Source organism: Cryobacterium sp. GrIS_2_6 (genome assembly GCF_035984545.1).
GTDB lineage: Bacteria > Actinomycetota > Actinomycetes > Actinomycetales > Microbacteriaceae > Cryobacterium.
Genome location: NZ_JAXCHP010000001.1, coordinates 2338909 through 2351832, shown reverse-complemented (window position 1 = coordinate 2351832; position 12924 = coordinate 2338909). Strand labels below are relative to the sequence as shown.

14 protein-coding genes are annotated in these 12924 nt (G+C 69.9%); 8 read left to right on the top strand and 6 right to left on the bottom strand.

The annotated features are described in order from the left end of the window. The first annotated feature begins 1 nt into the window (after position 1). The 3 genes from RCH22_RS11600 to RCH22_RS11590 are packed head-to-tail and all read left to right on the top strand — an operon-like array spanning position 2 to position 2083. On the top strand, positions 2-268 hold the full coding sequence (locus tag RCH22_RS11600) for a F0F1 ATP synthase subunit epsilon (RefSeq protein WP_134448166.1): 267 nt from the start codon (positions 2-4) through the stop codon (positions 266-268). A gap of 16 nt (positions 269-284) precedes the next feature. Continuing rightward, positions 285-1055 (top strand): peroxide stress protein YaaA, encoded by a 771-nt coding sequence (locus RCH22_RS11595; protein ID WP_327014101.1) that lies wholly within the window; start codon positions 285-287, stop codon positions 1053-1055. A gap of 32 nt (positions 1056-1087) precedes the next feature. Continuing rightward, complete coding sequence (locus RCH22_RS11590) at positions 1088-2083, top strand: malate dehydrogenase (RefSeq protein ID WP_327014100.1); 996 nt, start codon at positions 1088-1090, stop codon at positions 2081-2083. Positions 2084-2259: 176 nt separating this feature from the next. Here RCH22_RS11590 and RCH22_RS11585 read toward each other — a convergent pair whose 3' ends face one another. The 4 genes from RCH22_RS11585 to RCH22_RS11570 all read right to left on the bottom strand — a co-directional run bounded on the left by RCH22_RS11585 (position 2260) and on the right by RCH22_RS11570 (position 5363). Beyond that, positions 2260-2835, bottom strand: coding sequence for a DNA-3-methyladenine glycosylase I (locus tag RCH22_RS11585; protein WP_327015514.1), 576 nt, complete (start codon positions 2833-2835; stop codon positions 2260-2262). 41 nt (positions 2836-2876) lie between these two features. Next, positions 2877-3377 (bottom strand): methylated-DNA--[protein]-cysteine S-methyltransferase, encoded by a 501-nt coding sequence (locus tag RCH22_RS11580; RefSeq protein ID WP_327014099.1) that lies wholly within the window; start codon positions 3375-3377, stop codon positions 2877-2879. A 208-nt stretch (positions 3378-3585) separates the two neighbouring features. Then, positions 3586-4674 carry a medium chain dehydrogenase/reductase family protein gene (locus RCH22_RS11575; RefSeq protein ID WP_327014098.1) on the bottom strand — a complete coding sequence of 363 codons (1089 nt, stop codon included), beginning with the start codon at positions 4672-4674 and terminating at the stop codon, positions 3586-3588. 128 nt (positions 4675-4802) lie between these two features. Further along, the gene (locus RCH22_RS11570) at positions 4803-5363 is read right to left on the bottom strand and encodes a TetR/AcrR family transcriptional regulator (protein WP_327014097.1); all 561 of its coding nucleotides are present in this window, start codon (positions 5361-5363) and stop codon (positions 4803-4805) included. Positions 5364-5486: 123 nt separating this feature from the next. Here RCH22_RS11570 and RCH22_RS11565 point away from each other — a divergent pair, with 123 nt between their 5' ends. From RCH22_RS11565 to RCH22_RS11545, 5 genes are all read left to right on the top strand, one after another. Further along, positions 5487-6152 (top strand): TetR/AcrR family transcriptional regulator, encoded by a 666-nt coding sequence (locus tag RCH22_RS11565; RefSeq protein ID WP_327014096.1) that lies wholly within the window; start codon positions 5487-5489, stop codon positions 6150-6152. A gap of 8 nt (positions 6153-6160) precedes the next feature. Then, positions 6161-7894, top strand: a complete 1734-nt coding sequence (locus RCH22_RS11560; RefSeq protein ID WP_327014095.1) for an ABC transporter ATP-binding protein — start codon at positions 6161-6163, stop codon at positions 7892-7894. After that, positions 7891-9879, top strand: a complete 1989-nt coding sequence (locus tag RCH22_RS11555; RefSeq protein ID WP_327014094.1) for an ABC transporter ATP-binding protein — start codon at positions 7891-7893, stop codon at positions 9877-9879. Before RCH22_RS11560 ends, RCH22_RS11555 begins: the two co-directional genes overlap by 4 nt. A 4-nt stretch (positions 9880-9883) precedes the next feature. Further along, positions 9884-10243, top strand: a complete 360-nt coding sequence (locus tag RCH22_RS11550; RefSeq protein WP_327014093.1) for a DUF202 domain-containing protein — start codon at positions 9884-9886, stop codon at positions 10241-10243. A gap of 78 nt (positions 10244-10321) precedes the next feature. Beyond that, positions 10322-10681: a DUF202 domain-containing protein gene (locus tag RCH22_RS11545; protein ID WP_327014092.1), complete on the top strand. Its 360-nt coding sequence runs from the start codon at positions 10322-10324 to the stop codon at positions 10679-10681. A 30-nt stretch (positions 10682-10711) separates the two neighbouring features. Here the strand turns inward: RCH22_RS11545 and RCH22_RS11540 are convergent, their stop codons facing one another. Together RCH22_RS11540 and RCH22_RS11535 are read right to left on the bottom strand one after the other, a co-directional pair. Further along, positions 10712-11101 (bottom strand): TraR/DksA C4-type zinc finger protein, encoded by a 390-nt coding sequence (locus RCH22_RS11540; protein ID WP_327014091.1) that lies wholly within the window; start codon positions 11099-11101, stop codon positions 10712-10714. 206 nt (positions 11102-11307) lie between these two features. Next, on the bottom strand, positions 11308-12924 hold the full coding sequence (locus tag RCH22_RS11535) for a molybdopterin-dependent oxidoreductase (RefSeq protein WP_327014090.1): 1617 nt from the start codon (positions 12922-12924) through the stop codon (positions 11308-11310).

The window sequence follows — 12924 nt, the reverse complement described above, 5'->3', positions numbered from 1 at the left end:
CATGGCAGGAGCCCCGCTCACCGTCAGCGTCGTCTCTGCCGACCAGGAAGTCTGGTCCGGCGAGGCGACCATGGTCGTCGCGCGCACCGTCGAAGGCCAGATCGGCATCCTGCCTGGCCACGAGCCGTTGCTCGCCATCCTGGCGAGCGGCGAAGTGCGCCTGACACTGCCCGGCGGCGAGAAGATCGTCGCGCAGGCGGAGGACGGCTTCCTGTCTGTCGCCAACAACCAGGTCACGATCGTCGCGCGCAAAGCGGGGCTCGTCTAGCCGTGTCGATCTAGCCGTGCTGCTCCTGCTGCCGCCGTCCGAGACGAAACGCACAGGCGGTACCGGCGAACCGCTCGATCTGAACCACCTCAGGTACCCGTCGCTGAACGCTCAGCGGCGGGTACTCGTGCGTGAGCTGCGCTCACTAGCCCGGCACCCTGAGGCGATGATGGCCGCCCTCAAGCTCGGTCGCACCCAGGCCGGCGAGGTCGCCCACAACCGGGCGCTCACAACCGCTCCGACGATGGCTGCCCTCGACCGGTACACCGGGGTGCTCTACGACGCGCTCGACGCCCCGACCCTGACCCTCGCCGACCGCGACTGGGCCGCGGCCCACGTGCTGGTCCACTCGGCACTGTTCGGTCCGATCGGCGCCCTCGATCCGATTCCCGCCTACCGGCTGTCGACGACGAGCCGGCTGCCCGGACTCGTGCTGAAGCAGCACTGGGGGCCGCGAATCGCGGCATTGCTCGCCAGGGAGCCCGGCCTCGTGCTCGACCTCCGCTCCGCGGGTTACGTCGCCCTCGGTGCAGCACCGGCCCGGGCCGGCTCGGTCGTGCTCCGCGTCGTGATGGAGACCCCCGACGGGCACGTGCGCGCCCTCAACCACTTCAATAAGACCGCGAAGGGCCGGTTCACCCGCGCCCTCATGCGGAGCGCTCCCGAGCTCGCGACGGTCGATGACCTGCTGGACTGGGCTCCCGGCGCCGGCTTCATCGTGCGTGCGGCGGGTCCCGCCTCGCTCGAGCTCCTGGACGATGCGCCGCTGGCCAGGGCCCTCGCCTGACGAACCCCGGCGCCCGGCCGTATGCTGGCAGCGTGTCCACTCCAACGATGAATGTCACCGTAACCGGCGCCGGCGGCCAGATCGGCTACGCGCTGCTCTTCCGGATCGCATCCGGCCAGATGTTCGGCCCGACGACCCCGGTCAACCTCCGGCTCCTCGAAATCCCGGCCGGGCTCGCCGCCGCGGCGGGGACGGCCCTCGAACTCGAGGACTGCGCCTTTCCGCTGTTGCGGGACGTGATTGTGACGGATGAGCCCAAGCGCGCCTTCGACGGGGTGAACGTCGCCCTCCTCGTAGGTTCCCGTCCGCGCGGCATCGGTGAGGAACGCGTGGCGCTTCTCGAGGGGAACGGCCGCATCTTCGGGCCGCACGGCACCGCCATCAACGCGGGGGCGGCATCCGACGTTCGCGTACTCGTCGTGGGCAACCCGGCCAACACGAACGCGCTCGTCGTCGCCGCGTTCGCCCCGGACATTCCCGCCGAGCGCTTCACCGCGCTGACCCGGCTCGACCACAACCGCGGCGTCGCCCAGCTCGCGGTGCGCCTCGGGGTGCACGTCTCCGAGATCGACGGCTTCGCCATCTGGGGTAACCACTCTGCGACGCAATATCCGGACGTCTTCCACGCGACGGCGGCGGGACGACCGGTTCGCGAGCTCGTCGACGAGGACTGGCTCGCCGGAACCTTCATTCCGCGGGTGGAGAAGCGCGGCTACGAGATCATCACCGCGCGCGGCGCCTCCTCAGCGGGGTCGGCAGCAGAGGCGACGATCGACCACGTCTACGACTGGGTGCACGGCACCGGCGCGCGCTGGACATCCGCCGCGATCGTCTCCGACGGCTCATACGGGGTGCCGGAGGGCCTGGTCTGCTCCTTCCCGGTGCGTTCGGTCGACGGCCAGTGGCAGATCGTGCAGGGCCTCGAACTGAACGCCTTCTCCCGGACCCGGATCGACGCATCCGTCGCCGAACTCATCGAGGAACGCGACCACGTGCGCGCCCTCGGCCTTCTTCCCGCCGCCCGCTGACCGCCTCACCGCCGCCCCTTCGCCTCGGCGGCCGTCGCGCGCCACTTGCGCCGCTTCGAGCCAGGCATGCCGGGCGCGAAGCGGCGCTTTTGGTGCGTGAAGCGGATGAGCCAGCGCGGGTCCGCGGACCGTGGCCCCCGCGGCGCCCGGCGGACGCGACGCCAAGGGGCGCTGGGTCAGGGGGCGCGGTGGCAGCCGGCGATGTGGTCGTCGACGAGGCCAGCGGACTGCATCAGCGCGTACATCGTCGTCGGGCCGACGAAACGGTAGCCGCGAGTGCGGAGCTCCTTGCTGAGCGCCATCGACTCCGGGGTGATCGCCGGGACGTCGCCGAGTTGCCGCGGCCGGGCAGCACGCGCTGGAGGTGCGAAGCTCCAGATCAGGTCGCTGAGGCTCTCGCCGAGGTTCTGGGTGACCCTGGCGTTGCCGATCGCGGCCTCGATCTTGCCGCGGTGCCGGATGATGGCGGCGTTGTCGAGGAGTCGCTCGACGTTGGCCTCGGTCATGGCCGCGACCCGGTCGACGTCGAAGCCGTGGAATGCCGACCGGAAGGCCGGCCGGCGACGCAGGATGGTGATCCAGGAGAGGCCAGCCTGGAACCCCTCGAGGCAGAGCTTCTCGAAGAGCCTCTCATCGTCGCGAAGGGGGCGACCCCACTCCTCGTCGTGGTACCGGCGGTACTCCGGGTCGCCGTTCGCCCACGCGCAGCGTACGACTCCGTCGTCACCGGTGCGGAGGTCGCTCGGGGGCATCGCCGGGAGTGCCGCCGCGCCGCCCCCAGGCGCCGGGTCGGTCACGAACGGTACTCGATGCCCTCGTGGCCGAGCAACCACTCCTTGGTCGGGATGCCGCTGCCACCGCTGTAGCCGGTGATGCGGCCGTTGCTCGCGAGCACGCGGTGGCAGCCGATCAGGATCGGCAGCGGGTTCGCGCCGACGGCCCCGCCGATCGCTCGCCCGGAGCCCGGCCGGTCGATGGAGAGGCCGAGTTCGCCGTAACTCGTGACCGTTCCGAAGTCGAGCTCGTCGAGGCGCGCCCAGACCGCACGCTGGAATGCGGTGCCGTCGGCGAGGTGCAGCGGAAGGTCGAAACGGGTGCGGGTGCCCGCGAAGTACTCGGCGAGCTGTTTCGCTGCTTCTTCGAGCACGGGGGAGGGGTGCTCCAGCTGGGTTTCGAGCGGCAGGTGCCCGTCGCGCTCGATGGCGAGCGTGAGGACGCCGACGTCGTCGCCGGTGAGTTCCAGCCGGCCGATGGGGCTGGGGAGACGGATCAAGGCGGTCGGGATGCTGTCCATGGTTCGACTGTAGTCGGCGGCCGCGCGAGCCTCTGGCGGGTTTCGGACCTGGGGAAAACCCCAGGCGAGCCGTGGCTGGTGGGGAGTCCCGGCATCCGTAACTGGCCCGTCGGGCCCCACGAAACGCAGGAGAATCGGGCCGTTGAGGCTGTGGTGGCCTCACTGGCTCGGATGTCCTGCGTTTCGAAGGGCGGGCGGATGCCGCGGCTCAGGGGATCAGGATCACCTTGCCGAGAGCGCTGCGCGACTCCGCGAGCCGCATCGCGGCCGCGGCCTCGACGAGCGGGAACCGTGCGGCGATCTGCGGGGTGACGATGCCGCGCTCGACGAAGTCGAGGACCGCGGTGAGGTCCTCCCTGTGGTGCCTGCGATGGGCGGCCGGCGTGATCCGGTGCCCGGCCCAGAAGTCGTAGAACAGGGCGCGGTGGCCGCCCGGCAGGGTGTTCCAGAGGGTGAGCCGGGCGAGCAGCCCGATGAAGAGCGGCAGGAGCGACCCGGTGTCCTTGAGGGCCGAGGCGATGCCGTACGAGACCAGGGTGCCCCAGCGAGCGAGCAGGCTCTTCGAGATCCGGGCGCTCGCGAGGCCGAGGTGGTCGAAGGCGGCGTCGACGCCGCCGGGGGCGAGCTCGCGGACGCGAGCGGCGAGGTCCGGGCCGGAGTAGTCGACCGGCTCGACCCCGAGGCCGCGGAGGGCCTCGTGGTGGCGGGGAGCGGCCGTGCCGATCACCCGGATTCCCGCGTGGCGGGCGAGCTGCACGAGGATCGTGCCGACTCCGCCGCTCGCCCCGTGCACGAGGATGGTCTGGCCGCTCCTCACGCGTGCTTTCCGGTGCAGCATCTGCCAGGCGGTGATCCCGTTGACGATGACCGACTCGATAAGCGCCGGATCGAGCCCGGCGGGCACCGGCACGAGGTCTGCGGCAGGCACGAGCGCTTCGCTCGCCCAGCCGCCGGTCTTGGTCGCTGCCGCGACACGCCCGCCGATGAGGGCGGGATCCACCCCTGGACCGACCGCCTCGACGACGCCGACGAGGTCGTAGCCGGGAACGAACGGGAACGCGGGCTGGCCGGGGTAGCGTCCGCGACGCATCGACTGTTCGGCGAACGAGATGCCGCTCGCCTCGACGCGCACCCGGGCCTGGCCCCGGGACGGTGCCGGCAGCATCCGCCGCCGGATCTGGAAGCCGTCCGGTTCGACGACGCCGGGCAGCACGATCTCGGTGGTGAGGGTGGCGGAGGACTTCGGTGAAACGGGGGCCGTTGCGGATGTCGCGGTGGGCCGGATGTTGTTGGTCATGGTGTTCTCCTGGTGTCGGTGTCGGAAACTTGACGCTGGGTGACTGATCACTCACTGATTGCGAGAAGAAAAGCTGTTCGGGAGATGAATGCTGGGTCGGGCTGCGGCGCCCGGTGAGGGGGAGCGCGTCAGGGGTGGCGGATGCCGGCCGTGAGCAGGCGCGCCCACTCGGCCGGTACCTCGTCGAGTCCGGTGGTGACGATGAGGTGGCAGAGCTGGCCGTAGGCGACGAAGCGCTGCACCGCTTCGTCCGATGCCCCCGAGCGCGAGCGGACCAGGGTCGTGATCGATTCGATGCCCCGCCGGAGCGCCGCACCGATCTCGGGAACGGTGGCGGCGGACTGCGCGTGCACCTGGAGCATCAGGAGCGACCTGTCGGCGATGAGGTCGGCGTATGCGCCGCCCATCGCGGAGAGGATGCCGTCGGGGCTCCGGTCGACGCCGGTGTCCGCCCCGCGGGAGAGGGCGGCCCCGGCGCGGTCGAAGCATTCGTCCAGCGCGGCGACGAAGAGCGCCTCCTTGTTCGGGAAGAGTTTGGAGACGTAGGCGGGGGAGATTCGGGCGTGTTCGGCGATCGCCGCGAGCGGCGTGCCGAGGTACCCCGTCCGCGCGAACACCTCGATCGCGCTGTCGATCACGATGGATCGGCGCGCTTCGGCAGTGGACAGGCGAACGGTGGGGGCTGGCATGTGAGTGACTGTACACTCACTCTCGCGGAGAGTGCAAGCAGTTCGCCGAAACCGACGGCTGTTCACGAGAAATTCGCCCGTCGTCCGCTTGTGAGTGAGCGCTCACTCATCTAAACTGGGGGGATGTCAACCAAGCCGCCCCGTGCCAAGCCGCTGCCGGTCGAGGACCGGAGGGCGATGCTCATCGAGGCGACCCTTCCGTTGCTGCTCGAGCACGGGAACGCCGTGACGACCCGGCAGATCGCCGACCGGGCCGGCATCGCAGAGGGCACCATTTTCCGGGCCTTCGACAGCAAGGACGACCTGATCGATGCCGTCGTCGCCCGGCAGGTCGACCCCGAGCCGTTCCGGCGCCGGCTGCGCGGCATCGACACCACCCTGCCCCTCGAGCAACGCATCACCGCGATCGTCGCCCTGATGCGGGACCGGTTCACGACGGTGTTCAGCCTGATGTCCGTGATCGGCCACCGCGGCCCGCACCCCAGCGACGACTCGCGGCGGGAATTCTCAGAAATCATCGCCAGGATCCTCGCGCCGGACCTCGACCGGCTCACCGTGACGGCCGACCGAGCTGCGCAGGTCATCCGGATGCTGACCCTCGCCGCTTCTGTGCCACACGTGCGCAACGGGCCGGAGTTCGATGATGCCGAGATCGCCGCGCTCATCCTGCACGGGATCGACGGATTCCCGGTGCCCGGCCCGACGGCGCCCGGCTCACCACTCGTCGCCAGCCCCCGCACGGCCCCCGCGCCGGCCGCAGACTCCACCCTGATCCCCGCTTTGCCCTAGGAGAACCGATGCTCTGGAAATTACTCGTGAAGTACTTACGGCCATACTGGCGGCTGTTGACGGCGGTGGTGGTGTTCCAGCTCGCGCAGTCGATCGCTTCGCTGTACCTGCCGACGCTCAACGCCGACATCATCGACCAGGGCGTCGCCACCGGGGACACCGGCTATATCCTCCGCACCGGCGGGCTGATGCTGCTGATCACCCTGGCGCAGATCATCTGTTCGATCATCGCCGTCTACTTCGGCGCGAAGTCGGCAATGGCCCTGGGCCGCGACCTGCGCGGCGCGGTCTTCACCCGGGTCGGTGAGTTCTCCGAGCAGGAGGTGACCCGGTTCGGCGCCGCGTCGCTGATCACCCGCTCCACGAACGACGTGCAGCAGGTGCAGATGCTCGTGCTGATGACCTCGACCCTGATGGTCTCCGCCCCGATCCTCTCGATCGGCGGCGTGATCATGGCCATCCGCCAGGACGTGCAGCTGTCCTGGCTGATCGCCGTGAGCGTGCCGGTCCTCCTCATCGCCGTCGGGCTCATCATCGTCCGGATGATTCCCCTGTTCCGCACCATGCAGGTCAAGATCGACACCGTCAACCGGGTCCTCCGGGAACAGCTGACCGGCATCCGGGTCATTCGCGCCTTCGTGCGCGAGGACCGCGAGACGGCCCGCTTCGCGGTCGCCAACGAGGACGTCACCGACGTGGCACTTCGCGCCGGCCGCCTGATGGCCCTGATGTTCCCGATCGTGATGCTCGTGCTGAACGTGTCCAGCGTCGCAGTGATCTGGTTCGGCGCCTTCCGGATCCAGGACGGCTCGATGCAGGTCGGCACCCTGATCGCGTTCCTCAGCTACCTGATGCAGATCCTGATGGCCGTGATGATGGCGACCTTCATGGCCGTGATGATCCCGCGTGCGACCGTCTCCGCCGACCGCATCGGCGAGGTGCTCGCCACCCCGTCGAGCGTGCGCCCGCCGCAGAACCCGGTCGACGCCACCGTCGGCCACGGCGAGCTCGAACTGCTCGACGTGGGCTTCGAATACCCCGGCGCCGCGCAGCCCGTGCTCAGCAACGTGAGCTTCCTCGCCCGTTCCGGCGAGACGACCGCGATCATCGGCAGCACCGGCTCCGGAAAGACCACACTGATCAACCTCATCCCGCGGCTCTTCGACGCGACGAGCGGCACCGTGCTCGTCGACGGCGTCGGTGTGCGCGAGCTCAACCCCGACCTGCTCTGGGGCCACATCGGCCTCGTGCCGCAGAAGCCCTACCTGTTCTCCGGTACCGTGCGCAGCAACCTGCTCTACGGCAAGCCCGACGCGACAGAAGCAGAACTCTGGCAGGCGCTCACGATCGCGCAGGCAAAGGACTTCGTCGAGGAGATGCCCGAGGGCCTCGACGCGCCCATCTCCCAGGGCGGCACCAACGTCTCCGGCGGACAGCGGCAACGGCTCGCGATCGCGCGGGCCCTGGTCAAACGGCCGGAGATCTACATCTTCGACGACTCCTTTTCCGCGCTCGACCTCGCAACGGATGCCCGGCTCCGGGCGGCGCTCAAGGTCGGCACCGACGGGGCCACGATGATCATCGTCGCCCAGCGAGTGTCGACGATCATCGACGCCGACCAGATCCTCGTTCTGGAGGACGGCCGGATCGTCGGACGGGGCACCCACGAGGAGCTCCTCGACACCAACATGACCTACCAGGAAATCGTGTCATCACAGCTCACAGCGGAGGAAGCAGCATGAGCGAGTCGACCGACCGCCCCGCGGCGGCAGCACCGGCCCGCGGGCCAGGCGGACGCGGCCCCGGCGGCGGACACGGCCCCATGGGCGGAATGAGCATGCCCGTGGAGAAGGCCATGAACTTCGGCCCCTCCGCCAAGCGCCTGATGGGCAAACTCCGGCCGGAACGGCTCTGGCTCCTGGTCGTCGTCGTGCTCGCCGTGATCAGCGTCACCTTCTCCGTGATCGGCCCGCGCCTCCTCGGCCAGGGCACCAACCTGATCTTCGCGGGCATCGTCTCGAAGGCGCTCCCGGCCGGGGTCACCCAGGACCAGGTCATCGCGGGTCTCCGCGCCTCCGGCGACACGGGCAAGGCCGACCTGTTGAGCGGCATGACCCTGACCCCGGGCCTCGGCATCGACTTCGCCGCGCTCTCCACCGTTCTGCTCTGGGCGATGATCCTCTACGTGCTGTCCTCGGCGTTCAGCTGGATCCAGGCCTACGTGCTCAACGGCGTCGTACAGCGCACGGTGTTCCGCCTCCGCGCGGAGATCGAAGCGAAGATCAACCGGCTTCCGCTCAAGTACTTCGACACCGTTCAGCGCGGCGAGCTCCTCAGCCGCGTGACGAACGACGTCGACAACGTCTCGCAGAGCCTGCAGCAGTCGATGAGTCAGATCGTCACCTCCTTGCTGACCGTGGTGGGCGTCATGGTGATGATGTTCCTGCTCTCGCCGCTCCTGGCCCTGATCGCCCTCGTCACGATCCCGCTCACCCTCGTCACAACGATGCTGATCGCGAAGCGCTCGCAGAAGCTGTTCGTCGGCCAGTGGACCAACACCGGCGAGCTCAACGGCCAGATCGAGGAGACCTTCACCGGCCACGCCCTCGTCAAGGTGTTCGGACGCCAGAAGGAGGTCGAGGAGCGCTTCGCGGCCAAGAACGAGGAACTCTACGTCGCGAGCTTCGGCGCCCAGTTCATCAGCGGCCTGATCATGCCCGCGATGACGTTCATCGGCAACCTCGTCTACGTCGGCATCGCCGTCGTCGGCGGTCTGCAGGTCGCCTCCGGCGCCATGCAGCTCGGTGACGTGCAGGCGTTCATCCAATACTCGCGCCAGTTCACCCAGCCGCTCGCGCAGCTCGGGTCGATGGCCAACCTGCTACAGTCCGGCGTCGCATCCGCTGAGCGCGTCTTCAGCCTGCTCGACGCCGAAGAGCAGAGCGCAGACCCCGAGCCCGCTGAGAGCCCGGCGGACAACCACGGCCGGCTCACCTTCGAGGACGTGTCGTTCAGCTACTCGGCCGACCAGCCGCTCATCGAGCACATCAACCTCGTCGCGGAACCGGGCCAGACGGTCGCGATCGTCGGGCCGACCGGGGCGGGCAAGACGACCCTGGTCAACCTGATGATGCGCTTCTACGAGCTGGACTCCGGCCGGATCACCCTCGACGGCACCGACATCGCGAAGATGACCAGGGACGACCTGCGCGGCAGGATGGGCATGGTCCTGCAGGACACCTGGCTGTTCGGCGGCACGATCAGGGAGAACATCGCCTACGGCCGTCCCGACGCTTCGGAGGAGGACATCCAGGCCGCCGCGCGCGCCACCTACGTCGACCGGTTCGTGCACTCGCTGCCGAACGGCTACGACACGGTGCTCGACGACGAGGGCGGCAACGTCAGCGCCGGCGAGAAGCAGTTGCTGACGATCGCACGGGCGTTCCTCGCGAAGCCGAGCGTGCTGATCCTCGATGAGGCGACGAGTTCCGTCGACACCCGCACCGAGGTGCTCGTGCAGAAGGCGATGAGCGCGCTCCGAGCCGACCGCACGAGCTTCGTGATCGCGCACCGGCTCTCCACGATCCGGGACGCCGACCTCATCCTCGTGATGGAGTCCGGGCGGATCGTCGAGCTCGGCACACACGAGGAACTGCTGCTCGCCGGGGGCGCGTACTCCGCCCTCTACAACTCCCAGTTCGCCGCTCCCGTCGCCGACGAGGTCTAGGCAGATGCCCGAAGGACGGTTTCCCCGGTCGGTCTACGGACGCGGCCGGGAACCGGACCCCCGGTTCAGCCTCGCCAACGAGCGCACGTTCCTCGCCTGGATCCGCACCTCGCTCGCCCTCCTCGCCGTCGGCGTCGCCCTCGAGGTGCTCGAGCTGCCGATCCGGGGGGACTTCCGGGTCGCATCGGCCGTCGTTTTCCTGGTGCTCGGGCTGCTGGCTCCGGTACACGCCTGGCTGAACTGGAGCCGGATCGAACGCGCCCTCCGCGAGGACCGGCCGCTGCCGGCCCCCGCGCTGTCCGGTGTTCTCGCCGTCGGCATCGTCGTGGGCGGGCTGCTGATCTTCGCGGGCTTGTTTCTGTGAAGCGGCGCAGTCCTGTGACGGGGCGCAGTCTCGTGAACGGCGGTCAGTTCCGGTGAGCGGATGCCGGCGGGCGGGGTCGTGACGGAGGCACCGGAGGACGCCGAGCATCCGTACGACCCCGGGCTGCAACCCGAACGGACCCTGCTCGCGTGGCAGCGCACGGTGCTCGCGCTCGCCGTCGCCGTGGCGGCCGGGGTGCGGTTCGCGGCGCCGCTGGTGGGTGTCGTGGCCGTGTTCTTCGGCGCGGCCGGGCTTGCGCTCGCCCTCGCCGCGTACATCGGCGTGCGCTACCGCTACCGGCGGGTGCACGCCGAGCTGCGGGACTCCGCAACGCTCGCCTCCCGTGGTGCGTGGCCGTTCGCGGCGCTCGCCGCCGCGACCTGTGCGCTCGGCCTGCTCGCCGTGCTGTGCGTCGTGGGATGGGTAGTCACGGCGTGACGAACGCCCAGGGTTTCTTCGCCGGTGCTGCTATCGCGCGCCGGCCTCGATCTCGCGGGCGCAGTCGATGCACAGTTCCGCGGCCGGACGGGCCACGAGCCGTTCGCGGCTGATCAGCTCGCCGCGGCGCACGCACAGGCCGTAGGTGCCCTCGTGGATTCGGGCGAGCGCGCGGTCGATCGCTGCGGACTTCGCGACGAGTTCACTGTGCACGCCCGACATCCGGGACCACTCCATCGTGAGCGTCGGGCCGTCGGGGTCGTGCTCGTCGTCGTCGGTTCCGCTGTTGCGGGCGTCGAGCACCCCGGAGAGTGTCTCATCCATGCGGCCCTTGGCCAGGAAGGCGTCGTGGCGTTCTTCGAGGAGAAGACGCTCGAAGCGACGGAGTTCTGCGGCGGTGAAGTTGGCGTGGGTGCGCATGGTTGGTCCTTTCGCGCTGAGGCTACGCGTGGAACGGGCAGCCAGAATGTTCTGACGAGAATACGCCCGGTATTCCGGGCTGTCTCGGGGCTTGCGCATTGGTGCACAACGTGCTCAAATCGGCGCTGGGGGAGGGCGGACGCTGGGGGAGGGCGGACGGAGTGGCCGATCGAGTGGCCGATCGAGTGGCGGGGGAACTGCGGCCCCTACGCGATCGTGACGGTGACTTCGTCGAGACCCGTCGCACCGTCGGGGATGACGTCTTGCCTGACATCCGTCTGCACGAGGCCGGCGGCATTCGTCGCCCGGACCCGGAGGGTGTGCGAACCGGCCGTCGCAGGCCAGGACCAGGTCCACTGGCGCCAGGTGTCGGTCGAGATCGCCGCGGCGAGGGTCGCCTCGGCCCAGGCGCCGCCGTCGACCTGCACTTCCACCCCGCGGATGCCGGTGTGCTGGGCCCACGCGACACCCGCGACGGTGACGGTGCCCGCTCCAGCCCTGGCGCCCGAGCGCGGCACGTCGATCCGGGAGGACACCTTGACCGGGCCCCGCTCGGACCAGCCGCGGTCCGTCCAGTACGCGGTGTGCTGGTCGAACCGGGTGACGTTGATTTCGACGACCCATTTCGTGGCCGAGACATAGCCGTAGAGGCCGGGCACGACCATCCGCACCGGGTAGCCGTGCTCGAGCGGGAGCGGGACGCCGTTCATGCCGACCGCGAGGATCGCGTTGCGGCCCGTGTCGGTGAGGACCTCGAGCGGGGTGCTCGCGGTCCAGCCGTCCTGGCTGCGGGAGAGCACCATGTCGGCGCCCGCCGTCGGCACGGCACGGGCGAGCAGGTTCCTGATCGGGTAGCCGAGCCACGTCGCGTTGCCGATCAGGTCGCCGCCGACCGGGTTCGAAACGCACATCAGCGTTGTCGTGCTCTCTTCGAGGGGCAGGGCGAGCAGGTCCGCGAAGCTCAGTTCGACCTCGTTCTCGACCATTCCGGTGACCTTGAGCCTCCACGTGCTCGGGTCGATCCTGGGCACCTGGAGTGCGGTGTCGATCCGGTAGAAGTCCGCATTGGCGGTGATGAGCGGCGAGATGCCGTCAACGGCGACGGATGCCGCTGGCGGGATCGCGGGCGCCGTGACGGAAGGCGCTGGCAGGGTGAAGAGCGCGCGGGCGGCATCCGCTGCCCGGGTGCCGGCGGACACGACCTGGCCGATCACGAGGGCGACAGCGCCGATGGCCGCACTCGCGCCCGTGTAAGCGAGGAAGCGGCGACGGTCCACCGGTGCGCCGCCCGGTGCGGTATGCCCCGCTGCGGCGTGAGCGGGCGCAGGCGCCGTCTCGGCGCGGAGCCGGGTGATCAGCACGGTCAGGAGCACGGCCGCGACGACCATCGCGACGACGGAGGGAAGGGCGTCGAGGCTCGAAGCGCTCGACCTGCTGAGCACCGCGAACACGGCGAGTCCGCCCGCCGCGACCGTGAGCACGCGCCCGAGCGGCGGGCGCACGAGTTCGAGTACCCCTGCGGCCGCAGCGAGCACCGCGGCGCCGAGGGCAAGGGCCACGATCAGCACCGCCTTGTCGTTCGTGCCGAAGAGGGAGATGACGAGTTCCTTGACCCAGCCGGGCACGAGGTCGATCACGAGGGCGCCGACGGCGAGGACCGGGCTGCCGGCGGGAGCGAGCAGCGCAGCGGCGAGTTCGGCGGCGCCGAGCCCGGCGAGGGCGGCCGCGATCCCGGCGAGGGCCGCAAGCCCGGTGGGCCTGCGGGTCCACGTCCGGCCCGCGCGGGAACCAGGGGAGGGCGTGCGCGCATCGGGGCCGGTCAT